The organism is Halopseudomonas sp. MFKK-1 (assembly GCF_027474385.1).
GTDB classification, from domain to species: domain Bacteria; phylum Pseudomonadota; class Gammaproteobacteria; order Pseudomonadales; family Pseudomonadaceae; genus Halopseudomonas; species Halopseudomonas aestusnigri.
The window spans coordinates 3,717,169-3,740,421 of sequence record NZ_CP114836.1 but is presented as its reverse complement, the minus strand read 5'-3'; the positions used below and the strand labels follow the sequence as shown (position 1 = coordinate 3,740,421).

The window sequence follows — 23,253 nt, the reverse complement described above, 5'->3', positions numbered from 1 at the left end:
ATCTCCAGGGATTGTAACGGGAGCCTGCATGCCTCGCGCACTGACCGCCTTTTCTTCACTGTATTTCGCCACTTTGCTGATGCTGCTTGGCAGCGGTTTGCTGAGCACTTACCTGGGCCTGACACTGGCAGCCAATGGCGTCAGCGAACTGTGGATCGGTTTGTTGATGACGGGCTATTACGGCGGCCTGGTGATGGGGGCTTCGGTTGGTCACCGTCTAATCGCCCGGGTTGGTCATATTCGCGCCTTTGTTGCCGGTGCCGGGCTGGTGACGGCGTCGGTACTGTGCCACGCGCTGTTTGACAATGTGATTGTGTGGCTTGGGCTGCGGGTGCTGGTGGGCATGGCCATGATGTGCCAGTTCATGGTGTTGGAAAGCTGGCTGAACGAGCAGTCCGAGTCGCATCAGCGGGGCATGGTATTCGCCAGCTATATGGTGGTGACTTACCTTGGTCTGGTGCTGGGGCAAGTGGTTTTCGCCATCAAGCCGGAGCTTTCGCTGGATCATCTGCTGTATGTCGCCATGTGCTTTTCGCTCTGTCTGGTGCCTGTCGCTACCACCCGGCAGATCCACCCTGCACCGCTGCGCCCTGCGCCGTTGAAGGCGAGGTTGTTTCTGCAGCGTATTCCTCAGGCGCTGACCACTATCGGTGTCGCGGGGCTGATGATGGGGGCGTTTTACGGTATGGCGCCTGTATACGCCAAGTCTGTGGGGCTACCGACATCGGAAATTGGTATGTTCATGGCGGTGACCATTTGTGCCGGGCTGGCGGCGCAATGGCCTGCCGGCTGGCTGTCCGATCGGATTGATCGCAGCCAGTTGATTCAGGTGAGTGCGATGGTGCTGACCGCAGTGTCGGTGGTCATGGCGATTGGTCTGATGCCGGCCGGCGGTCTGATTTTCATGACGGCGATATTCGGCCTGATGGTGTTTACCCTGTATCCCATGGCTGTGGCGCTGGCCAATGACCATGTTGAGCCGGATGATCGGGTGCCGCTGTCGGCGATGTTGCTGGTGACCTTTGGTCTGGGTGCGAGCGTGGGGCCGCTGGTCAGTTCAGGGCTTATGAAGTGGCTGGGCCCCGGTATGCTTTACGTATTTATGGCTGCCTGCAGTGCCATTTTGGTCTTCAGGGTGCGGTCTGCCGCAGTCACCGGCGATCATCTCGTGGAGGCCGCGCCGCTGCAGTTCATGCCGGCGGCCGGCAACCTGGCCAGCTCCCCATTGGCAGCCGCAATTGATCCCCGGGTGGAGGAGAGTGCGGTAATCGAGCAGATGCAGGACGAGGTGGTGGTCGAGGAGTCTGCGGCAGCAGACTCCGGGCTCGACGCTGATCAGGATGATCATCGACCTGGCTAGAACAGGTCTTCCTTCTCGAGACGGCGCGCTTCGCGCTGGAGATAGTTGACGAAGCGGTCGATGCTGCGCTGGGCCTGCGCGGATTGCAGCTTGAACATCAGGCCGGCGTGGGTTTCGTTGGCTTCCTCTCGGAATACGACGTGGCGAACTTCAACGGTGACGCTGACACGGCCGACGTCAGGCAGATGGAGCACGCTGCTGCTGTACTCTTCTCCTGGCTTCAGTGATTTGCTCCGGTCGCCCTCCAGGCGCACCTTGCAGCCGGTGGCAGACAGGTCCATCAGGTAGCTTGTGAAGCGCCGATCCCGGTCGGGAGCGGCTATTTCAACGGCAATATCGGCAGTACGCCGCACGCTGGCACGGAAGGCGCCGCGTTTCTGGTGATAGATCAGCTCGTCCGGCAGCGCAAAGGCGTAAGCAGGAGCGTCGTCAAGCATGACCTTACTGGCGCCCGGGCAGCTCCAGCGCATGTGTATGCCTTCATGCCAGGCATCAATCCTGAAGGATTCGCCCTGACTGGCGTAGCGGTCGCCCTCGCGGGGGATCATTTCGTCAATCCACATCGTTCCCTTGTCGGCATCGACGTTGACGATGAAACTTTGAAATTTTTGCGCCCGGTCGGTGAAGCTGATGATCAGCGCGTCTCGAGCCTGCATCAGGGTACGTAGCAGAGAAATTATCTCAACGGGGGCGCGCACCTCTCTGGGCGGCTGGGGGCCGGTTTCTTGTGAAAACAGGTTGGACACGTCGGCTTCTCGTTATGATTCGTAACAGCAGGCACAACTATACCGCGAGGTTGGCGGCAATGATATTCGTGATCAGGCCTTGCTCAGGTTTCGAGTAATGCCGGAGCGGCTGCGATTGCCGAGTTGATCATAGATGCCGCTACCCGGTTCGCCCTGATTGCGCAGCAGATCAAGCATGGTGCGAGTGCTGTGCTGGCTGTGGTGAACAAGGCGGGCGTTGCGATCATTGGCCTGCTTGCAATTGGCCAGCGCCTCAAGGAACTGCTGGTAGCCCTGCTGGAGCTGGGGGTCGCCCGCCTGCTCGATGTGGGCGGCCAATTGATCTTGCGAAATGTTGTGGGTCTGACAGTAGTGCCTGATTGCCTGATCGTGAACAACCAGCGCGTCTGCAAGGCTGCGCTTCTGGGCTAGCAGGGGCTCGAGCGTGGCCATGTCCTGCCGGGTCAGGGCGTCGCGTTCCTGTTCAAGCAGGTCCAGATAGCGCTGGCAGTCCTGTTCCGCCGACTCGAAGCGTTCTTGCAGTGGGTGCATGGCTTATCTCCTGACTGAGGCTGCCCCTTGGCGGGGGTAGTCGAAGAGTACAGCCAGTGTCGATATCTGACTACTGGCTATCAGCTTTCCAGATTCAGCAGTTTGTCTGCAATTCGGCTGCTGTCAGCCTTGTAGCTGCCATCGGCAATGGCTTGCCGGATCTGGCTGACACGCTCGTTATCCACTTCGGGCAGCTCGCGCAGCTTCTCTTCGATGGCTTGCAGTTGCTGGGCTTGAGCGCTCAGGTTGACTGATGACGTGCTCTCTGTCGACTTGGCCTGGCTAGCCGCAGCCTGAGTGCCAGACTCGCTGACCGAGCTTGCTTCACGCTTGCCTGCCGCACCGCCAGCCTGGCTGCTGCGACCGGCGCCATTCGGGCCGTTGGGCGAGTTGAAGTCGATGACCATGATGAATTCCTCAAACTGTAAAATCTTCTCTAGCCGCTGTAACGGCAGCCGGAAGGAAAACTTTAGGAAAAAATAGTGTGAAGACCGTCACGGCGTGAGAGGCAGCGCCCGGCAAGCGGAAAAAGCTGTTGCCGTGCATGATCACATTCCTGCTTCTACCTGTCCAGGGCCGGTTACCCGGGCTCTTATGACCCGGTTGGAGCGCGTGTTACGCACGCGAATCTGGGCGCCGAGTGTACCATCTTCCAGCGCCTCTCCAGGCATCCGAACGTTGACACTGCTGTTGCCGGCGCTGATGACTACCTTGTCGCCACGCTGTATCAGCCGATTCTGCTCCAGCTGGGTATGACTCAGGACGGTATCGGCGCTGACGTTGCGCTTGAGCTGCATGCCTATAGCCTGGGCCGGGTCGAGCAGGTAATTGCTGTTCAGCAGGCCGGTATCACGCTCGGCCAGGCGAATGTCCTGCGCACCGATGACGCCGCCCCGTGATAACGGGCGGCTGCTTACCACTACCTGCTGGTAGAGGCTGACCTGAGCCTGCACAAACAGCCGCCAGGGGGAAGGGCCGTCACAGGTTACCCTCACGGTGACCCGGCCGATCGGGATGTCCGGGCTCTCCAGACGAGCCGAAAGGGCGTCCTCGGCGCATATCGGCAGGCGCAGGCGCTGATCGAGCCTGTTGATGCGAACCTCATGGCGCGGGTCGCCGCCCAGGGTCTGCGCATAATCGCTCACTTGCTGCTCAAGATATTGGCTGGTCACGCCGATAAGTTGGTCAATGAGCGGGTTTGCCTGTGTGGGGGCGGAAAAAAATATCGCCAATACCGCGCACCCGGTGATAAAACGCATACAATTACCTACAAACAGTTGGGTGATGTCCGTCAGATTAACGTCGTCTGCTGATGGGCCTGCACGAAACATGCCGTTTCACCCGATGCAAACATGAGGAGCAGTCCATGGCTGGTGTGATGGATTCAGTCAATCAGCGAACCCAGCTGGTTGGCCAGAACCGACTCGAACTGCTGCTGTTCAGGCTGGCCGGCAATCAGCTGTATGGCATCAACGTTTTCAAGGTCAAGGAAGTGCTGCAATGCCCTCGACTGACGGCGATGCCCAAGCTGCATCCAGTCGTTCGCGGCGTAGCTCACATCCGTGGCGGCACTCTGCCGATCCTTGACCTCAATCGCGCCACCGGCGGCCCCGGGCTGGACAACCTTGATACAGCATTCGTGATCATTACCGAATACAACTACAAGGTGCAGGGCTTTCTGGTGCGTTCGGTCGAGCGCATCGTCAACATGAACTGGTCCGAGATTCATCCGCCGCCAAAGGGTACCGGTCGGGAGCACTATCTGACAGCAGTCACCCGGGTTGATAATCAGATGGTCGAGATTATCGATGTGGAGAAGGTGCTGGCAGAGGTGGTACCCACCAACGAGAAGATTTCCGATGGTGTCATTGATGCGGAGTCCCAGGCCGATGCAGTAGCCCGGACGGTTCTGATCGTGGACGACTCGTCGATTGCGCGTAAACAGGTGGCGCGTTGCCTGCAGGAAATCGGTGTCGAGATCGTAGCGCTGAATGATGGTCGCCAGGCACTGGATTGGCTGAAGGCGAGGGCTGATCAGGGTGAGGATGTCAGTCAGTCTCTGCTGATGATGATCTCCGATATCGAGATGCCGGAGATGGATGGCTACACTCTGACCGCTGAAGTGCGTAACGATTCGCGCATGAACAAGCTGCATATCATGCTGCATACGTCGTTGTCGGGGGTGTTTAACCAGGCGATGGTCAAAAAGGTCGGTGCGGACGATTTCCTTGCCAAATTCAAGCCGGATGATCTGGCGCAGCGGGTGATCGAGCGCTTGCGTTCGTTGCGCGGTGACGCTGATGGTCAGGCCTAGCAAGATGGTTTTAACTGAGACAAGGCAGGCTTCGTGACTTTGGCAAATCAGGATTTTCAGCTGTTCCGGGACTTTCTGGAGAAGGCCTGCGGTATCGTGCTGGGTGACAACAAGCAGTACCTGGTGTCCAGCAGGCTTAATCGGCTGCTTGAGCAGGAGGGCATTGCCAACCTCGGCGAGCTGGTCAAGCGCATCCAGGCCCAGCCGCGCGGCGGTCTTCGCGAAGCGGTTATCGATGCCATGACCACCAACGAAACCCTCTGGTTTCGTGATGTCTATCCGTTCGAAGTGTTGAAAACCCGGCTGATTCCGGAGTTCATCAAGAGCTCGCCAGGCCAGCGTCTGCGTATCTGGTCCGCAGCCTGCTCCTCGGGTCAGGAGCCCTACTCGTTGAGCATGGCAATCGACGAGTTCGAGCGCAGTAATCTGGGCCAACTGCGTGGTGGTGCCCAGATCGTGGCAACCGATCTCTCCGGCGGCATTCTCAATGCCGCCAAAAAGGCCGAGTACGACAGCCTGTCTGTTGCGCGCGGCCTGTCGCAGGATCGCCTGGCCCGCTATTTCGATCAGCTCGGTCCGGGGCGCTGGGCGATCAAGCCTGCCATTCGCAATCGCGTCGAGTTCCGTGCGCTGAACCTGCTGGACAGCTACTCGATGCTGGGCAAGTTTGACCTTGTCTATTGCCGCAACGTGCTCATCTATTTCTCTGCCGATGTCAAGAAAGACATTCTGCGACGAATTCACGCAACACTTAAGCCGGGCGGATATCTCATGCTCGGGGCCTCCGAGGCGCTGAACGGACTGCCGGAGCTGTACCAGATGGTTCAGTGCAGCCCGGGGATTGTTTACAAGGCCCGTTGAGGGCGTCTCCTCCAGTGCGGCGCCCGTGCGCAGCATCCTCCCAAGCCGGCATATTTCTGCCGGCTTTTCTCTTGCCGCCAGCCTTCCGAAAACCGGTTTGTCTTGCCGCTTGCCGGTAAATCATTGCCGCTTTTCTGGCGCCCTATGCCTAAGTTACTGAAATAAAAAGAACTTAATATTTGGCATGCTGATTGCTTAGCTGTTTGCAGTGACGTTTTTTGGTCGACGGACCGAAACGAGGAAGGTGGCAATGAGCATCAGTTTCGATAACGCCCTCGGGCTACATGAGCAGGCACTGAAGTTTCGCTCCCAGCGTGCCGAGGTGCTGGCGAACAACATCGCCAACGCCGAGACCCCCAACTACAAGGCGCGGGACCTGGACTTCAATGCTGTCCTGGCTGCCCAGCAGGGCGCCGGTGCACCTGGCGACGGCCAAAGCATGGCGGTTGAGCGGACCAATGCCGGGCACATGGCGCTGGAAAGCCTGGTTGATCAGGTGGCGGGTCTGCGCTATCGCAATCAGCAGCAGCCGTCGGTTGACGGCAATACCGTCGACTCCGAAGTCGAGAAGGCGGCCTATGCCCAGAACGCCATCGACTTTCAGGCCAGCTTTACCTTTCTCAACAGCAAGTTCAAGGGGCTGATGTCAGCCATCAGAGGAGACTGATCATGTCGCTCGATAAAGTGTTCGATATCGCCGGTTCCGGCATGAGCGCCCAGTCGCTGCGGCTGAACACGGTCGCAAGCAACATCGCCAACGCCGATACCGTCTCCAGCAGCATTGATCAAACCTACCGGGCCAGAAACCCGGTATTTGCCACCATTTTCAACAGTCAGCAGGCGACCGGTGGTTCGTTGTTCAGTCCGGATCAGCAGGCCGGTGACGGTGTGGCGGTGCTTGGCATCGTCGAATCCGATGCCAGTCTTGAGCCGCGTTATGAGCCGGATCATCCGATGGCCAATGAAGACGGCTATGTGTATTACCCGAATGTGAATGTAGTGGAGGAAATGGCCAACATGATGTCTGCCTCACGGTCCTACCAGACCAACGTGGAGGTCATGAATACCGCCAAGACCATGCTGCAGCGCGTTCTGACGCTGGGTCAGTGAACGGAGATAAGTAGACCATGAGCATCAGTAATGTTTCATCAGGTGCGTCGGCGCTGGATCAGTACCAGCTCGATTCAGACCGCTTCGCGACCGGCAACGAGCTGGGCAAGGATCAGTTTCTTCAACTGCTGGTGGCGCAGATGAACAACCAGGATCCGCTTTCACCCCAGGAAAATGGCGAGTTTATTGCCCAGTTGGCGCAGTTCAGTACGGTCGAGGGGATCGATAACCTCAATGGCTCGATGGAGTCGCTGCTGAGTGGTTACCAGTCTTCGCAGGCGTTGCAGGCCTCGTCGATGGTCGGGCGGACGGTGATCGTGCCGACTGACCAGGCGGTAGTGGACACTTCTGCCGGTCTGGAAGGGCAGCTGGCGTTGAGCTCCAGCAGCAGCAACGTGTTCGTCAAGGTCTATGACGAATCCGGCAGCCTCGTGGATACCGTGAATCTGGGCGCACTGGAAGCCGGGATGCACGACTTTACCTGGGACGGCACCGACGGTGCCGGCAACCTGATGGAGCCGGGTGTTTACACCTTCGAGGCCATGGCCACCATCAACGGTACCAATACGCAGATGGCGACACTGCTGCCGGCCAATGTGGACAGCGTTTCGCTGGGGGCGGGTAGCGGTGGCGAGATGCTTCTTAATGTGGCCGGGCTGGGCAGTATCAGCCTGTCCAATGTGTACGCAATTCAATAAGTCGTCCGAACGAAAGTAGGCGAGGAGATAGAACCATGTCTTTCAACATTGGCTTGAGTGGTATCCGGGCGGCGGCCTCCGATCTGAACATTACCGGTAACAACATTGCCAACGCCGGTACCGTCGGTTTCAAGAGTTCGCGTGCCGAGTTCGCGGATGTCTATGCTGCATCGGTACTCGGTTCAGGCAGCTATGCCACCGGCAGTGGTGTAGCGCTGGCCAACGCGGCTCAGCTGTTCAACCAGGGCAACATCAGCTTCACCGAAAACAGTCTGGATCTGGCGATCAACGGCAACGGCTTCTTTGTGACCAGCAACAACGGTGCGCTCAGCTACACCCGTGCCGGCTACTTCGGTACCGATGCCAACGGCTTTATCGTCAACAACAACGGCGAGAACCTGCAGGGGTTCGGTGTCAACGCAGTGACGGGGCAGATCAACCAGGGCGTGCAGACCAATCTGCGGGTCGATACCCGCTCGGCAGATCCGAACGAGACCAGTGCTGTTGTCACTACGCTGAACCTGAATTCGACGCAAACCCGTCCTGAGGTCTACGTTCAGCAATACGATGCCGCCTACGCTGCGTCGATCGCGACCGCGGCTGATCCGGCCAATCCGACGCCGGCAGAGATCGCCACCGCTGAGGCAGCGGCCCTGGATGCTGCGCGCAGCACCTTTGATCCGACCAACTCGGCGACCTACAACAGCTCTACTTCGGTCAACATCTACGACAGCCTCGGCAATTCGCATGTGATGACCAAATACTTCGTCAAGAACGACGCCAACAGCTGGGATATGTACGTACTGATCGACGGGCGTGATATCCAGTCCGGTGTCGAGGCGTCCGATCCGGCATTCGACCCGCTGGCAACCACTCGATTTGACGTCGACTTCAACAGTGTCGGCGAATTGACTACCAATCAGCCCTATACCATCGCCGGCTGGGTTCCGCTTGACAGTGAGGGGCAACCCACTGGTGCTACTTCGCCGGTCGATGACCTGACCATTAACCTGACGGGCTCTACCCAGTACGCCTCCAGCTTTGCGGTAACCGCAGTGAGCCAGGACGGCTTCACCACCGGTGAACTGGCCGGGCTGGAAATTGACGACACCGGTCTGCTGGTCGCCCGTTATACCAACGGTCAGACTCGGGTGCAGGGGCAGGTGGTACTGGCTACCTTTGCCAACCAGCAAGGTCTGACGCCGCTTGGCAGCACCGCGTGGGCGCAGTCTTTCTCGTCGGGTGACCCGGTTGTGGGTGCGCCGACCACTGGCACCCTTGGCAGCATTCAGTCGGGCGCGTTGGAGGACTCCAATGTGGATATCTCCGAGCAACTGATCAACCTGATCGTTGCCCAGCGCAACTACCAGGCTAATGCCAAGACCATTCAGACCGAGGATGCGGTAACCCAGACGATCATCAACCTGCGTTAACGCTTCAGCCGCCAGTGGCGGCGTCGGAATGACAGCGGCAATACCGGCAAAAGGATCTGCCGGTATTGCCGCTTTTTTGTTTTATGTTTTTCTATATTTTTGAAAAATAACGATAAATCCTGATTTTTAAATCTTGGCATGATCCCTGCTTTATCCCTTGTAAGTGAGTAAAAGCGGCAATTACTTGTCGCCCACACGTAAGCGGAGAAGGGCATGGACAAATCGTTGTACATCTCCATGACAGGGGCAAGCCAGAACGCGATGGCGCAGCGTGCGCACGCGAACAATCTGGCCAACCTGACCACCACCGGCTTTCGCCGTGACTTTGAGCAGGCCCGGTCAATGCCGGTATTTGGCGATGGCTACGCCACGCGCGCCTATGCCATGACCGAACGCCCCGGTACCGACATGTCGGCAGGGGTGATGCAGGAAACCGGGCGCGAGCTTGATGTGGCCGTGCAGGGCGAAGGCTGGATTGCCGTGCAGGCAGCTGACGGCACCGAAGCCTATACCCGGGCGGGCAGCCTGAATATTGACGCCTTCGGTGTGCTGCGCACCAGCAGTGGTCTGCCGGTGCTGGGCAACGGCGGTCCGATTGCCATTCCCCCGGCGCAGAAGGTCGAGATCGGGTCGGACGGCACCATCAGTATCCGAGCTCTGGGTGAAGGCCCGGCGGTCATGGCGGAAGTGGATCGCCTGAAGCTGGTCAACCCCGATCCGGCGACGCTGGAGAAGGGCGCTGATGGTCTGATGCGAACCAAAGACGGCCAGCCTCAGGTGGCCGATGGCGTGGTTCAGGTGGCTACCGGCTTCCTGGAAGGCAGCAACGTCAATGCGGTCGAAGAGATGACCGCCATGCTGTCGCTGGCGCGCCAGTTTGAGCTGCACATCAAGATGATGCGGACAGCGGAAGAGAACGCGCAGGCGACCGATCGCATTCTGCAGATGAGTTAATGCAACGGCGTGTCAACTAACTGACACGCGAGGAGAAAGGTGATGCTCCACGCACTTTGGGTCAGCAAGACCGGTCTGTCCGCACAGGACACCATGTTGTCGACCATTTCCAACAACCTGGCCAACGTATCGACCACCGGCTTCAAGCGCGACCGGGCCGAGTTCGAGGATCTGCTTTATCAGATAAAGCGCCAGCCCGGTGGCCAGAGCACCCAGGATACCCAGCTGCCATCCGGCTTGCAGCTGGGTACCGGTGTGCGGGTGGTGGGCACCCAGAAGATCTTCACCGAGGGTACGCTGCAGACCACCGAGCAGCCGCTGGACATGGCTATCAACGGTCGCGGTTTCTTCCAGATTCTGATGCCCGACGGCAGCATCGGCTATACCCGTGACGGCAGCTTCCACCTGGATGCGGACGGTCAGATCGTGACTTCCAACGGCTTCCCGCTGGAGCCGGGGATCGTCCTGCCGGATGACGTGCAGACCTTTACCGTAGGTGAAGACGGCACGGTGAGCATCACGACCTTTGGTAACGCCGGATCACAGCAGATTGGCAATGTTCAGACCGCCGATTTCATCAATCCGGCCGGCCTGCAAGCCATTGGCAACAACCTGTTCCTGGAGACCGCCTCCAGTGGCGCTCCGCAGACCGGCAACCCCGGTCAGAACGGTCTGGGCACCGTGTTGCAGAACACCCTGGAGAACTCCAACGTCAGCGTGGTGGAGGAGTTGGTCAACATGATCACTACCCAGCGCGCTTACGAAATGAATTCCAAGGTCATTTCCACCGCAGACCAGATGCTGCAGTACATCAGTCAGAACCTCTGACGGGAGCTCGGAATCATGATCCGTTTGGCTAAGTTCTTGATGCTGTTGGTGCCGCTCAGCCTGATTGGTTGCATGCAGGCGCCGCCGATGCGTGACGATCCGGCCTATGCCCCGGTGCTGCCGCGCACGCCGTTGCCGCAGGAGCTCAACAACGGGGCGATCTATCAGCCCGGTTTCGAGATGAGTCTGTATAACGACCGCAAGGCGCACCGGGTCGGCGACATCATTACCATCACCCTGACCGAACGGACCGCGGCGCAGAAATCGGCTGAAAGCGAAATCGACAAGTCCAGTTCGACCACGATTGCCAACCCGACCCTGCTGGGCAATGCGGTCGGTTTCAAAGGCCTGGATCTGGGCGTGAACATGTCGGGTCAACGTGCCTTTGAAGGGAGCTCGGACGCCAACCAGAGCAACAGCCTGTCCGGCTCGATTACCGTTACCGTTGCCGAGGTGCTGCCCAATGGCATTTTGGCGGTTCGCGGCGAAAAGTGGATCACCCTCAATCAGGGCGACGAGCTGATCCGCATCAGCGGCCTGGTGCGCGCAGACGATGTGGGCCCCGACAACACCGTGCTCTCCACCCGCGTGGCGGATGCACGCATTACCTACTCCGGCAAGGGTGCCTTTGCCGATGCAAATCGCCCGGGCTGGCTGAGCCAGTTCTTCCTCAGCCCGCTGTGGCCGTTCTGACAGGAGCATTGTCATGCGCAGCCTGATTTTCGGTCTTGTTTTGCTGCTCGTCAGCCCGCTGTCGCTGGCCGATCGTCTCAAGGACATCGCCAGCATTGCCGGGGTGCGCAGCAACCAGTTGATCGGCTATGGTCTGGTGGTCGGTCTGGATGGCTCGGGTGACCAGACCAGCCAGACCCCGTTTACCGTGCAGACCTTCCAGAACATGCTCAGCCAGTTTGGTATTACCGTGCCGCCGGGCACGCGTATTCAAATGAAAAACGTCGCAGCCGTAGCGATTCATGCTGATCTGCCGCCGTTTTCTCGTCCGGGCCAGACCATTGACGTCACCGTCTCCTCGCTGGGCAACGCCAAGAGTCTGCGCGGCGGTTCCCTGCTGATGACTCCGCTGAAGGGGATCGACGGTCAGGTTTACGCCATTGCCCAGGGCAATCTGGTCGTCGGCGGCTTTGGTGCCGAGGGTGCAGACGGGTCGCGTATTACCGTCAATATTCCCAGCGCGGGCCGCATTCCCAACGGCGCAACCGTTGAGCGTGCTGTGGCCAGCCCGTTTACCTCCGGCGACCATCTGACGTTTAACCTGCACCGCCCAGACTTCACCACGGCCAAGCGCATTGTCGATCGCATCAATGAAACCTTTGGCCCCGATGTCGCGCAGGCGCTGGACGGCGGTTCAGTGCGGGTTCGCGCACCGATCGACCCCAATCAGCGCGTTGATTACATCTCCATGGTCGAGAACCTGACCGTGGAGCAGGGCAACGCGGCGGCCAAGGTCATCATCAACTCGCGCACCGGCACCATTGTTATCGGCCAGGATGTGCGGGTGCAGCCGGCTGCCGTCACCCATGGCGGCCTGACCGTGACCATCAGCGAGAACCCGCAGGTCAGTCAGCCGGACGGCATTCTGTCCGGCGGTCAGACCGTGGTTGCGCCCAGCTCGCAGATCAATATCGAGGAGGGCGACAGCCGCATGTTCGTCTTCCGCCCGGGTGTGTCGCTGGATGAAATCGTGCGTGCGGTCAATCAGGTCGGGGCTGCCCCCGGTGACCTGATGGCCATTCTCGAAGCCCTGAAGCAGGCCGGCGCGTTGAACGCCGATCTGGTCATCATCTGACGGGAGGCAGGCTCATGAACGTCAGCAGCAATATCAGCTACACCGACATCAATACCGTCAACCAGCTGAAATCCGGTGCCAATGCCAACAGCCCGGAGAATGTGCGCAAGGTGGCGCAGCAGTTTGAATCGCTGTTCACCAACATGATGATCAAGAGCATGCGTGACGCCAACGCGGCGTTTGCCGAGGGCAATCCGCTCAATACCCCGCAGACCAAGTTCTATCAGGAAATGTACGACAGCCAGCTATCGGTGCATCTGTCGGAAGGGCGCGGTCTGGGCCTCACCGATGCGCTGGTGCGCCAGCTGTCGCCACAGTCTGCTGCCGGCTCGGAGCGTGAGCAGGGCGCAGCACCCGGGGTCGACCAGTCCGCGTTGCTGGCACGTCGTCGCCTGCAGGTGTCGGCGGACTACAGCGCCTGGGCAGATCGTCTGGCCCAGGCCGAGCAGACGCAGCGCCCGACCAGCAGCGAGAGTGACAGCTGGCAACCGCTGCGCGGCATCGAGGCGCTGCGTAACGGCCGCTCGACGATGGCGGCAGTCAGCCCTGAAGCTGCCCAGCGCACTCGCTTCGCCAACAGTCAGGAATTTGTCGAGACCATGCTGCCGATGGCGGAGAAAGCCGCGGCGCGTCTTGGGGTCGATCCGCACTACCTGGTTGCCCAGGCGGCGCTGGAAACCGGCTGGGGAAAATCGGTCATTCGTCAGTCCGATGGCAGCTCCAGTCATAACCTGTTCGGCATCAAGGCCCATGGCGGCTGGCAGGGCGACAGCGCCAATGTGGCAACGACTGAATACCGTGATGGCGTGCGCACCCGGGAGCGGGCAGATTTTCGCAGCTACGCGTCCTGGGAGCAGAGCTTCGAGGACTATGTCAGCTTCCTCGAAAGTAATGGTCGCTACAGCAAGGCGCTGAGCAGCACTGCAAATCCCGACACCTTCTTCCGTGAGCTGCAGAATGCCGGATATGCCACCGACCCGCAGTACGCGCGCAAGGTGTCGCAGATTGCGCGCCAACTGATCAGCAACAGCGATGAGCGCGTTGCTGCCAGCACCCCATCCACTGACTCCGGCAGCAGGGCCTGATCATGGCAGATCTTTTCGGTATCGGACTGACGGGCCTCAGAGCCTCCCAGACCCAGCTGGCGGTGACCGGTCAAAACATTACCAACGTCAACACGCCCGGCTATTCCCGCCAGTCGGCGCTGCAGGCCACCCAGGTACCCAGTTATACCGGTGCCGGCTATATCGGCAACGGCACCAAGGTGGTCGATGTCTCGCGCATCTATAACCAGTTCCTGACCAATCAGGTGCGTACCTCCACCTCGACCAACTCCGAGGTACAGGCGTTCCAGTCCCAGCTTGAGCAGCTCAATACCCTGGTTTCAAGCAGCGCGACCGGTATTACCCCTGGTCTGCAAAGCTATTTCGATGCCCTGCAGACCGCGATTGAAGATCCGGCCAACCTGCCGGCGCGCCAGCTCGTTCTGTCCGAGGCAGAGGGCCTGGCGTCGCGCTTTAATACCGTCCACAGCAGCCTGAACAGCCAGAACCAGTTCATCAGCCAGCAGATGACCACGCTGGCGGATCAGACCAGTCGCCTGGCGACCTCCATCGCCCAGTACAACGACAGCATTGCCATAGCCTCGGCCAACGGTGCCCAGCCCAATGACCTGCTGGACGCCCGTGACGAGGCGGTGCGCCAGCTCAGCGAGCTGATCGGTATTTCCGTGGTGCAGCAGGACGACAATACCTTGAATATCTTTGTCGGGTCAGGTCAGCCGCTGGTTGTCGGCAAGGAAGCATCCACCCTGGCCGTGCGCAGCGGCAGTGCCGATCCCGGCAGGGTTGAGGTAGTACTCAAAAGTGGCAACTCGGTCCAGGACATTACCAGTCTGGTCAGCGGTGGCGAGCTGGGTGGCTTGCTCAAGTACCGCAACGATGTGCTGGACCCCGCGCTTAATGCCATCGGCCGGCTGGCGCTGTCGATCAGCAGTGAATTCAACAGTCAGCAGGGGCAGGGCCTGGATCTCAACGGCAATGCCGGTGCCGCCCTGTTCAATGACGTCAACAGCCCGGAGTTGGTCGATGGGCGCAGCTATGCCCGTGCCACCAACAGCGACCCGGATGCCAAACTGAGCGTGCGCATCAGCGACACCTCGCAGCTGAGTACCTCCGAGTATGACGTTGTATTTACCAGTTCAACCCAGTTCACGGTACGCCGGACCTCTGACGACAGTGTGGTCGGCCCGTTTGATTTGACCAGTGTCCCGCCACCTGAGCTGGACGGCTTTACCATCGAGCTGGGTGGTGGCGGTATCGCCGCCGGCGACCGCTTCCTGCTGACACCCACCCGCTTCGCCGCCGCCGGCATGGAAGTGGTGATGGATCAGCCGCAGGAGCTGGCGTTTGCCGCGCCTGCCGTGGTGGACACCAATCTGGATAACCGCGGTACCGGCACCATGAGTCAGCCCACCCTGATCGACGGCCCGGCGCCGATTGATCCGGCTACGCTGCAGGGCTTGCTGCCGATCGAGCTCGGCTATGATGCGGCCAGCGGTGAGCTGCAGGTGAGCAGTGGTACGGCGACGCTCAATCCGTCGCCGCTGGTGATCACGCCCGGTCAGACCAACAGTGTTGAAGTGACGGTAGGCGCCTATACCTTCAGTATGAGCCTCACCGGTACGCCGAAGGATGGCGACAGCTTCAGCCTGAACTTCAATACCGGGGTGGCGGATAATCGCAATGCGCTGGTGATGTCCGAGTTGCAGAGCGCCAAGGTGCTCGGCCAGGCCAACGGCGCCGAGGGGTTTTCCTTTGTTGACGGCTATGGCGACCTGGTCCAGCGGGTGGCTACCTTCACCGCCCAGGCGCGTACGGATGCCGAATCCAGTCAGGCTGTGCTGGTGCAGGCCACCAACAACCGTGACTCGGTGTCGGCGGTCAACCTGGATGAGGAAGCGGCCAACCTGATCAAGTTCGAGCAGTACTACAATGCCTCGGCACAGGTCATTCAGGTTGCACGCACAATTTTTGACACCTTGATCAGCAGTATCAGATAACGGGTAGCCTCACATGCGCATCTCAACCATTCAGCAGTTCAACAGCGGCGTGCGTGGTATCTCTGACAACTACAGCAGCGTTACGCGCACCCAGGAACAGATCAGTTCCGGCAAGCACCTGCTGACGCCGGCGGACGACCCGGTAGCGACCGTTCGGCTGCTGCAACTGAACCAGGAGTCCAACCGCCTGGAGCAATACAGCACCAACATGACGGCGGCGAACAACAGCCTGACCCAGGAGGAGAGCATCCTCAACTCGGTCAACAATGCCCTGCAGCGCGTGCGCGAGATTGCCATCGAAGCGGGCAACGGCTCGCGCAACGACGATGACCGCAAGGCGCTGGCAACCGAGCTGGAGCAGCGCGAGCAGGAACTGTTCAATCTGTTCAATACCCGCAATGCCCGTGGCGAGTACCTGTTTGGCGGCTTTCAGAGCAGCGAAGCACCGTTTGTCAAAAATCCCGACGGCACCTACACCTACCAGGGCGATGAGGGCCAGCGCTCGGTGCAGATCGCCGGGTCCAAGACCGTGCCAATCAACGACAACGGCAAGGATCTGTTCGTCAACATCGCCAACGTCAATCGGGTCAATACCGAGGCTGCGGCAACCAATACCGGCACCGCGCGCATCTCGCTGGGTACGGTAGAGAACAAGACCGAGTACGACAGCACCTTCTATCCGCAGGGCAGCGTCGGCATTGTGATTGGCGCGGCTGGCGACACCTACGAGATTGTCGACAGCGGAGGCCTGCCGCTGGTGCCGCCGGTGACCGGTGCGCTGGAGCTGGAAGACGACGGCAGTTACAACATCCGTTATGCGGGTGTCTCGGTGAAGCTCGACGGCGATCTGCAGCCCGGTGACAGCTTCACCATCAGCACCGGTGACAGTACTGCAACCAGCACCAATCGGGAGACCCGCGGTGTTCTGGAAACCGTCTCATTGCTGCGCCAGACCCTGGAGAACGGCACCGCGACCACCGACGACAAGTTGCAGCTGCGCGACGTGATTGCGGTCAGTCTGGATAACCTCGACAACGCGATGAACAACGTGCTGAGCGTGCAGACCACCATTGGTGCGCGCATGAACGTAATCGAATCGACCCAGACCGAAAACGAGGAAGTGGCACTGATCAACACCACGGTGACCTCGCAGCTGGAAGATCTGGATTATGCCGAGGCTCTGAGTCGTCTGAGTTTGCAATCGGTGGTGCTTGAGGCCTCACAGCAGAGCTTTGTGAAGGTCAGCAGCCTGAGCCTGTTCAATCTGCTGCGCTAGCCTTCAGCAGCTCGATAAAGGCGTCGGCCGCCGGTGACAGTGGCCCGTGGGCACGGGTCACCAGTCCGAAGCTGGTGCCTGGCATCAGGTCGGGCCAGTCCAGCAGGGTGAGGGTGCCGGCTGCCAGTTCATCCTGCAGGATGTCCAGGCTGCCGATACTCAGCGCATCGCAATGCTGCACCATGCGTTTGAGCACATCAAGGTTGTCGCATTCCAGGCTGATCTGCGGATCCTCACGGGGCAGGGTGCGGCGCAGGTCCTGCAGAATGATGTCGGGTACCCGGAAGCAGGCCAGCGGATACTGCGCAAGCAGTGCCGGGCTGAGGTCGCTGCGCCCAGCCAGCGGATGTCCGGCCCGGCAGAACAGGCGACTGGGCTGTTGCTGCAGCGGGGTTACCTGCAGTAGCGGGTCATCCTGCAGTTCGCGAATGTCGGCAACGAACAGCTCCAGCTCCTCGTCCAGCAACTGTTTGCGCAGTGCGACCCAGTGCTGAACCTCAAGGCGTACCTTGACGCCGGGATAGCGTCGATTGAACTCGCCCAGCACCCGCGGCAGCAGGCCTGCGGCAGGGAAGGGGCCACCGCCTACCAGCAGCTCGCCGGCTTCGAGATCGTTGAACTGACGCAGGGCATTGCGCATCGCGGTGCTGCCGGCGATCAGTCGACGGGCATGTTCCAGCACCAGCTCGCCCTGCGGGGTCAGCTCGACGCCCTTGCCAGAGCGGCTGACCAGCGTGCAGCCCAGGCGCAGTTCCAGGTTCTGAATGCTGCGGCTCAGCGCCGGCTGGCTCAGGCCGATGGCCTCACCGGCGCGGGCAAAACCCTGATATTCGACCAGGGCCACAAAGTGACGCAGCGATTTCAGCTCCATGGTGGCTCCTTGGTGTTCGGCTCAATCATCGGCCAGCGAGCGAATGATCGGGCAATCCGGGCGGTCATCGCCACTGCAGCAGTCTGCCAGCTCGGCCAAGGTATCATGCATGGCCTGCAGATCCCGTATCTTCTCTTCCAGCTCCCGCAGGTGTGCGGCGGTCAGTGCCTTGACCTCGGCGCTGGAGCGCGAACGGTCCTGCCACAGAGTAAGCAGATGGCCGATCTGCTCCATGCTGAAGCCCAGCCGGCGCGCGCGCTGAATAAAACCCAGCGTGTGCAGGTCGCGCTGGCTGTATTGGCGATAGCCGCCTTCGCTGCGCGGCGGTGCAGGCAGCAGTCCGATTTTCTCGTAATGCCGAATCATCCGCGGGCTGAGCCCGCAGGCCTCGGCGGCCTGGCTGATATTCATGCGTCCTCCGGCTTCCAGCGCTTGAGCAGCAGTGCATTGCTGACCACACAGACGCTGCTGACGGCCATCATCGCACCGGCAATCATCGGATTCAGCAGACCCACCGCTGCCAGCGGAATGCCCAGGCAGTTGTAGACGAAGGCCCAGAACAGATTCTGGCGAATCTTGGCGCCGGTCCGGCGTGACAGCGCTAGCGCCATCGGTACCAGCGCCGGATCGCCGCGCATCAGGGTAATGCCGGCGCTGTGCATGGCCACGTCGGTGCCAGTGGACATGGCCATACCCACATCGGCACGGGTCAGTGCAGGGGCATCATTGATGCCGTCACCGATCATGGCGACGATCTTGCCCTGCTGTTGCAGGCGCTCGATTTCACCGACCTTGTCGGCCGGCAGCACATTGCCGCGGGTCTGATCAATGCCCAGCTGACGGCCGATGTGCTCGGCAGCATTCTGGCTGTCGCCACTGATCAGCAGGGTCTCGATGCCCTGGCGCTGGAGCCGGGCGACGGTCTCTGCTGCGTTGTCCTTGAGGCTGTCGGCGAAAGTCAGCATGCCCAGCACTCGGTCCCCCTGAGCCAGCCAGGACAGGCTGGCACCGTCTGCCTGCAGAGCCTGCGCCTTATCCATGTAGGCTGACAGATCCAGCCCCTGTTCCTCCATCAGGCGCGCATTACCCAGCCAGGTGGTCAGGCCATTAACCTCGCCGCGGGCGCCGCGTCCGGCCAGCACCTGCAGGTCCTGTGCGGCCTCGGTGCTCACGCCATGTTCGGTGGCGTAGTCACAGACCGCTCGGGCCAGCGGATGCTCGGCCTGTTGCTGAATCGCCAGTGCTGCGCGCAGGACCTGATCGGCACTGGCTCCGTCCACAGCTTCAATGTGGGTCAGGCTGGGTTTGCCGCGGGTCAGGGTGCCGGTCTTGTCGAATACCACGGCAGTAACCTGGCGAGCCCGTTCGAGCGCTTCGGCGTCGCGGATCAGAATGCCAAAGCGGGCGGCGACGCCAGTGCCGACCATGATGGCGGTGGGCGTAGCCAGGCCCAGTGCACAGGGGCAGGCAATGACCAGTACGGCGATGGCATTGAGCAGCGCGGCTTGCGGGCCGATCAGCAGGCTGCCGATGCCCCAGGTCAGCAGGGCAATGATGATCACGACTGGTACAAATACGGCGGCGACCCGGTCTACCAGGCGCTGGATCGGGGCCTTGGAGCTTTGCGCGCTTTCAACCATGCGCACGATCTGCGCGAGCAGGGTGTCCTTGCCGACTGCTTTAGTACGAATCACCAGCAGCCCGTCCTGATTCAGGCTGCCGGCGCGTACCGCATCGCCGGGGCTGCGGTCGACGGGCAGGCTTTCACCGGTCAGCATGGATTCGTCAACGTGGCTGCTGCCCTCGATTACCTCTGCATCGACAGGGATGCGCTCACCGGCCCGGACGACCAGTTGGTCACCCGGAATGATCTGGCTCAATGGCACTTCACGCTCGCCATCGGCATCGCGCAGCCGCGCCACATCCGGACGCAGTGAGGTCAAGGCGCGGATCGCCTCCAGCGTCTGCCCCTTTGCGCGGGTTTCCAGATAGCGCCCGAGCAGGATGAAGGTGACGATGGTCGCCGAGGCTTCGTAGTAGAGGTGAGGCGAGTGGCCGCCGCTGGCGAACAGGTTCCAGCTGCTGAGCAGCCAGCCGGCGCTGGTGCCGAGCACGACCAGCAGGTCCATATTGGCCGTGCGATTGCGCAGCGCATGCCAGGCGCCCTGATAGAAGCGGGCGCCAAAGACAAACTGCACCAGGCTGCCAAGAATCAGCTGCAACCAGCCGGGCAGCATCCAGTGACCGGCGCCAAGCAGGGCAGGGATCATGGCCAGCAGCATGGGCGCGGTCAGCAGTGCAGCGCCAATCAGCCAGCGGCGCTCGCTGGGCAGGTTCGGGCCGCTGTCGGCGGCGGGTCGCGCGTCATCCAGCCATTGGCCGGGATAGCCTGCCTTGCGCAAGGCGCGCAGGATCTCGTCGCTGTCGGTGCCGTCCAGCAGGGTTACTCGGGCCTGCTGACTGGCAAGATTGACCTGGGCCGAGAGCACGCCTTCAACCGCCTGAAGGGCCTGCTCGGCGCGGCGCACGCAGCCGGCACAGGTCAATCCTTCCAGTTGCAGCTGGGCTTCCTGGGTCCGCGCCGGGTAGCCGGCCTGACTCAGCGCCTTCTCGGCGTCGGTCAGGGTGGCAGGCGCATCCAGGCTGATGCGCGCCGTTTCGGCGGCAAGGTTGACGGCGACCTGGTCAATGCCGTCAACATTGGCAAGAGCGGCCTCGACCTTGCCCACGCAGCTTGCGCAATGCATGCCGCTGATGTGGAGCGTGAATTCAGTCATGGGGTGACTCCATTACGGTTTGTATGTGGTCAGCTTGAACCCTGACATCATGTTAGAGTCAAGTGCCCTAACCGACTTCCGTCAAAAGCCGAATGGCGGGCTGCCACCGTCGCCCAGTTTCAGACCCACCTTGAGGATCCAGTCGTTGTCCATGGCGGCAACCACCCAGGTGTGACCCTCCCACTCGATTTGATCGCCCACCACCGGATGACCGCCGAACTGGCGGCTGAAAAACGCCGCCAGGCTGAGCTGGCGCATATCCTCCGGGACGGCGAAGCCATAGAACTTGCCAACGTCGCCCAGTGTGGTCTCGCCCTCGAGGATGAAGTCGCCGAAGAAGCTGCGGTTTTCCAGATAGCGAGGCGGTTGCGCCTTGCTGAACAGTTTTGACAGCGCCGGCAGATCGCGCGGCCGTCCCACAACGCAGAGCACATCGCCCAGGGCGAGCTGAGTACTGCCGGTCGGGTGCATCAGATGATTGCCGCGGAACAGTGCGGCAATGCGTGTCTCTCCGGGCATCTTCAGGTCCCGAAGGGCAACGCCAACGCACCAGTTGGCGTTGTCCAGCTGGTAGATCAGCAGTTCAAAGTCGCCGTCGATGGCGGTATCCAGACTGGTGCGCTGCAGCGGCTCAGGCTGCGGCGGAATCTCTACCTTGCACAGGCGTGCAGCCAGCGGCAGTGAAGACCCCTGCAGCAGCAATGAGACCAGCACCACCACAAAGGCCAGGTTGAACAGCAGCTGCGCCTGCTCGAGCCCCGCCAGCAGGGGGAAGATTGCGAGGATGATCGGCACCGCGCCGCGCAGGCCGACCCAGGCGATAAACAACCTCTCGCGCCAGGAAAACACAAACGGGATCAGGCAGATCATGACCGCAATCGGCCGGGCGATGAAAATCAGGAAGAGCGCAATCAACACCGCCGGCAGGGCGATGATGACCATTTCACTGGGCGTTACCAGCAGACCTAGCATCAGGAACATGCCGATCTGGCTGAGCCAGGCCATACCGTCCTGCACCTGCAGGATATTCTGCAGGTTGCGTACCCGGTTGTTGCCCAGGATCAGCCCGGTCAGATAGATGGCAAGAAAGCCGCTGCCGCCAATCTTGTTGGTCGCGGCAAACACCATGATGGCGCCACTGGTGATCAGCAGCGGATACAGGCCGGCTGGCAGCGTCACCCTGTTGACCAGCCAGACCAGGCCGAAGCCGCCGGCCAGCCCGCAGAGTGCGCCGATACCGAACTGTTCAATCAGCAGCAGGGCGAAGGACCAGCTGAAGCTGGTCTGGCCGCTGGCAAGCATTTCGACCAGGGTAATGGTCAGGAAAATCGCCATCGGATCGTTGGAACCCGACTCGATCTCCAGCGTTGCGCCAACCCGTTGTTTCAGGTTCAGCCCCTTGCCCTGCAGCAACGAGAACACCGCAGCGGCGTCGGTGGAGCCGACGATGGCACCAAGCAGCAGGCCCTGCAGCCAGTGCAGCTCCAGCAGCCAAGCGGTAAGCGCACCCGTCAGCGCGGCGCTGATCAGCACCCCGAGGCTGGCCAGGGACACGGCGGGCCACAGCCCCACCCGGAAGTTTTCCACCCGTGTGCGCATGCCGCCATCAAGCAGAATGATCGCCAATGCCAGGCTGCCGATCAGAAAGGCGGTGTTGGCATCCTCGAACTGAATACGGCCAATACCGTCCACCCCGGCCAGCATGCCGATGATCAGGAAGATCAGCAGTAGCGGGATGCCCAGACGCGACGACAGCGAACTGGCGAGCACGCTGAAGCAGAGCAGCACTGCACCGATCAGAAAGAGGGTGTTGATATAGTCCATGGGAGCAGCTCGGAGCGGGTGGATGGAACGCGTTCACTATATCGTTTATGGCCCGGAGCGGTAAAAAAATTGCTGTATAGTCAACGCATTGCAACGTAGGGAGAAAGCAGGATGGATGCGGCATTCTGGCATGAGCGCTGGCAGCGCGGGGAAATCGGGTTTCACAAGGCGTCAACCAATCCGCTGCTGCAGCGCTGGTGGCCGCAGCTCGGAGTCGATGCAGAGGCTCCGGTTTGGGTGCCTTTATGCGGTAAATCGCTTGATCTGATCTGGTTGCGCAGCCAGGGGCACCCGGTTCGGGGCGTTGAGTTGGCGCGCAGCGCGCTGGAGAGTTTCTCCGACGAGCATGGGCTGGATTTGCAATGGCAAACGGAGGGGGAGTTTGAGGTGGCCGAGGGCGCCGGTTTTACGCTGTATTGCGGCGATGTCTTCGCACTCCGGCCCGAGCATCTGCAGGGAATCGGCGCAATTTATGATCGCGCGGCGCTGATTGCGCTGCCGCCGGAAATGCGTGCGCGTTACGTTGCCCATCAACGCGCACTGCTGCCCGCGGGCTGGCGTCTGCTGCTGGTGACCCTGGATTATCCGCAGGAGCAGCGCCCCGGGCCGCCTTTCAGCGTGTCCGATACCGAAGTACGGCAACTGTACGCGGGCTGCAGTATCGAGGTGCTCGAAGAGAAGGATGTATTGGCCGATCACACCGTGTTTGCCAGCCAGGGCATGCGTTCGCTGACCGAGCGGGTGTATCTGATCGCCGACTAAGCCGTGTCGGGGCTGCTAGACTGCGGCACCGACTGTTCGC

Annotated in this window: 24 protein-coding genes; 15 read left to right on the top strand and 9 right to left on the bottom strand. The window is 60.7% G+C overall.

Features of this window, described 5'->3' with window-relative positions; all coding sequences use genetic code 11:
- Window positions 1-28: 28 nt before the first annotated feature.
- Entirely contained in the window at window positions 29-1,360 is a 1,332-nt protein-coding gene (locus O5O48_RS17245; RefSeq protein WP_269687711.1) for an MFS transporter, read from the top strand.
- Here O5O48_RS17245 and O5O48_RS17240 read toward each other — a convergent pair.
- The 5 genes from O5O48_RS17240 to flgA form a co-directional block, all read right to left on the bottom strand.
- A complete protein-coding gene (locus O5O48_RS17240; RefSeq protein ID WP_269687710.1) occupies window positions 1,357-2,106 on the bottom strand; it encodes a flagellar brake protein in 750 nt (249 codons plus the stop codon). The genes O5O48_RS17245 and O5O48_RS17240 overlap by 4 nt on opposite strands.
- A 72-nt stretch (window positions 2,107-2,178) precedes the next feature.
- On the bottom strand, window positions 2,179-2,637 hold the full coding sequence (locus tag O5O48_RS17235; RefSeq protein WP_228247277.1) for a flagella synthesis protein FlgN: 459 nt from the start codon (window positions 2,635-2,637) through the stop codon (window positions 2,179-2,181).
- 80 nt (window positions 2,638-2,717) lie between these two features.
- Window positions 2,718-3,044 carry a flagellar biosynthesis anti-sigma factor FlgM gene (gene flgM / locus O5O48_RS17230; protein WP_228247276.1) on the bottom strand — a complete coding sequence of 109 codons (327 nt, stop codon included), beginning with the start codon at window positions 3,042-3,044 and terminating at the stop codon, window positions 2,718-2,720.
- Window positions 3,045-3,054: 10 nt separating this feature from the next.
- Window positions 3,055-3,183, bottom strand: coding sequence for a hypothetical protein (locus tag O5O48_RS17225; RefSeq protein ID WP_266101882.1), 129 nt, complete (start codon window positions 3,181-3,183; stop codon window positions 3,055-3,057).
- Between the two features lie 2 nt (window positions 3,184-3,185).
- On the bottom strand, window positions 3,186-3,782 hold the full coding sequence (gene flgA / locus O5O48_RS17220; RefSeq protein ID WP_269687709.1) for a flagellar basal body P-ring formation chaperone FlgA: 597 nt from the start codon (window positions 3,780-3,782) through the stop codon (window positions 3,186-3,188).
- Between the two features lie 221 nt (window positions 3,783-4,003).
- Between flgA and O5O48_RS17215 the strand changes: the two genes are divergently transcribed.
- From O5O48_RS17215 to flgL, 13 genes are all read left to right on the top strand, one after another.
- On the top strand, window positions 4,004-4,951 hold the full coding sequence (locus O5O48_RS17215) for a chemotaxis protein CheV (RefSeq protein ID WP_269687708.1): 948 nt from the start codon (window positions 4,004-4,006) through the stop codon (window positions 4,949-4,951).
- 33 nt (window positions 4,952-4,984) lie between these two features.
- On the top strand, window positions 4,985-5,812 hold the full coding sequence (locus O5O48_RS17210) for a CheR family methyltransferase (RefSeq protein ID WP_228247273.1): 828 nt from the start codon (window positions 4,985-4,987) through the stop codon (window positions 5,810-5,812).
- Window positions 5,813-6,062: 250 nt separating this feature from the next.
- Window positions 6,063-6,479 carry a flagellar basal body rod protein FlgB gene (gene flgB / locus O5O48_RS17205; RefSeq protein ID WP_269687707.1) on the top strand — a complete coding sequence of 139 codons (417 nt, stop codon included), beginning with the start codon at window positions 6,063-6,065 and terminating at the stop codon, window positions 6,477-6,479.
- Window positions 6,480-6,481: 2 nt separating this feature from the next.
- Window positions 6,482-6,922, top strand: a complete 441-nt coding sequence (gene flgC, locus O5O48_RS17200; RefSeq protein ID WP_088276698.1) for a flagellar basal body rod protein FlgC — start codon at window positions 6,482-6,484, stop codon at window positions 6,920-6,922.
- A gap of 17 nt (window positions 6,923-6,939) precedes the next feature.
- Window positions 6,940-7,620 (top strand): flagellar hook assembly protein FlgD, encoded by a 681-nt coding sequence (gene flgD, locus O5O48_RS17195; RefSeq protein ID WP_228247271.1) that lies wholly within the window; start codon window positions 6,940-6,942, stop codon window positions 7,618-7,620.
- Window positions 7,621-7,655: 35 nt separating this feature from the next.
- Window positions 7,656-9,053 (top strand): flagellar hook protein FlgE, encoded by a 1,398-nt coding sequence (locus O5O48_RS17190; RefSeq protein ID WP_269687706.1) that lies wholly within the window; start codon window positions 7,656-7,658, stop codon window positions 9,051-9,053.
- 213 nt (window positions 9,054-9,266) lie between these two features.
- The gene (flgF, locus tag O5O48_RS17185) at window positions 9,267-10,007 is read left to right on the top strand and encodes a flagellar basal-body rod protein FlgF (protein WP_228247270.1); all 741 of its coding nucleotides are present in this window, start codon (window positions 9,267-9,269) and stop codon (window positions 10,005-10,007) included.
- 42 nt (window positions 10,008-10,049) lie between these two features.
- The gene (gene flgG / locus O5O48_RS17180; RefSeq protein WP_088276690.1) at window positions 10,050-10,835 is read left to right on the top strand and encodes a flagellar basal-body rod protein FlgG; all 786 of its coding nucleotides are present in this window, start codon (window positions 10,050-10,052) and stop codon (window positions 10,833-10,835) included.
- 15 nt (window positions 10,836-10,850) lie between these two features.
- The gene (gene flgH / locus O5O48_RS17175) at window positions 10,851-11,528 is read left to right on the top strand and encodes a flagellar basal body L-ring protein FlgH (RefSeq protein WP_228247269.1); all 678 of its coding nucleotides are present in this window, start codon (window positions 10,851-10,853) and stop codon (window positions 11,526-11,528) included.
- A gap of 13 nt (window positions 11,529-11,541) precedes the next feature.
- Window positions 11,542-12,642 carry a flagellar basal body P-ring protein FlgI gene (locus O5O48_RS17170; RefSeq protein WP_088276686.1) on the top strand — a complete coding sequence of 367 codons (1,101 nt, stop codon included), beginning with the start codon at window positions 11,542-11,544 and terminating at the stop codon, window positions 12,640-12,642.
- 14 nt (window positions 12,643-12,656) lie between these two features.
- The gene (gene flgJ, locus O5O48_RS17165; protein WP_233049315.1) at window positions 12,657-13,727 is read left to right on the top strand and encodes a flagellar assembly peptidoglycan hydrolase FlgJ; all 1,071 of its coding nucleotides are present in this window, start codon (window positions 12,657-12,659) and stop codon (window positions 13,725-13,727) included.
- Window positions 13,728-13,729: 2 nt separating this feature from the next.
- A complete protein-coding gene (gene flgK, locus O5O48_RS17160) occupies window positions 13,730-15,703 on the top strand; it encodes a flagellar hook-associated protein FlgK (RefSeq protein WP_228247266.1) in 1,974 nt (657 codons plus the stop codon).
- Window positions 15,704-15,716: 13 nt separating this feature from the next.
- Window positions 15,717-16,979 (top strand): flagellar hook-associated protein FlgL, encoded by a 1,263-nt coding sequence (gene flgL, locus O5O48_RS17155; RefSeq protein ID WP_269687705.1) that lies wholly within the window; start codon window positions 15,717-15,719, stop codon window positions 16,977-16,979.
- Here flgL and O5O48_RS17150 read toward each other — a convergent pair.
- From O5O48_RS17150 to O5O48_RS17135, 4 genes are all read right to left on the bottom strand, one after another.
- The gene (locus O5O48_RS17150; protein ID WP_228247264.1) at window positions 16,963-17,850 is read right to left on the bottom strand and encodes a LysR family transcriptional regulator; all 888 of its coding nucleotides are present in this window, start codon (window positions 17,848-17,850) and stop codon (window positions 16,963-16,965) included. The two genes, flgL and O5O48_RS17150, sit on opposite strands and share 17 nt — an antisense overlap.
- A gap of 21 nt (window positions 17,851-17,871) precedes the next feature.
- Window positions 17,872-18,261, bottom strand: a complete 390-nt coding sequence (cueR, locus tag O5O48_RS17145; RefSeq protein ID WP_088276676.1) for a Cu(I)-responsive transcriptional regulator — start codon at window positions 18,259-18,261, stop codon at window positions 17,872-17,874.
- The gene (locus O5O48_RS17140; protein ID WP_269687704.1) at window positions 18,258-20,627 is read right to left on the bottom strand and encodes a heavy metal translocating P-type ATPase; all 2,370 of its coding nucleotides are present in this window, start codon (window positions 20,625-20,627) and stop codon (window positions 18,258-18,260) included. The genes cueR and O5O48_RS17140 overlap by 4 nt, the downstream gene beginning before the upstream one ends.
- An 81-nt stretch (window positions 20,628-20,708) precedes the next feature.
- Complete coding sequence (locus O5O48_RS17135) at window positions 20,709-22,451, bottom strand: potassium/proton antiporter (RefSeq protein ID WP_269687703.1); 1,743 nt, start codon at window positions 22,449-22,451, stop codon at window positions 20,709-20,711.
- A gap of 111 nt (window positions 22,452-22,562) precedes the next feature.
- Here O5O48_RS17135 and O5O48_RS17130 point away from each other — a divergent pair, with 111 nt between their 5' ends.
- Window positions 22,563-23,213, top strand: a complete 651-nt coding sequence (locus O5O48_RS17130) for a thiopurine S-methyltransferase (protein ID WP_269687702.1) — start codon at window positions 22,563-22,565, stop codon at window positions 23,211-23,213.
- Window positions 23,214-23,253 lie beyond the last annotated feature (40 nt).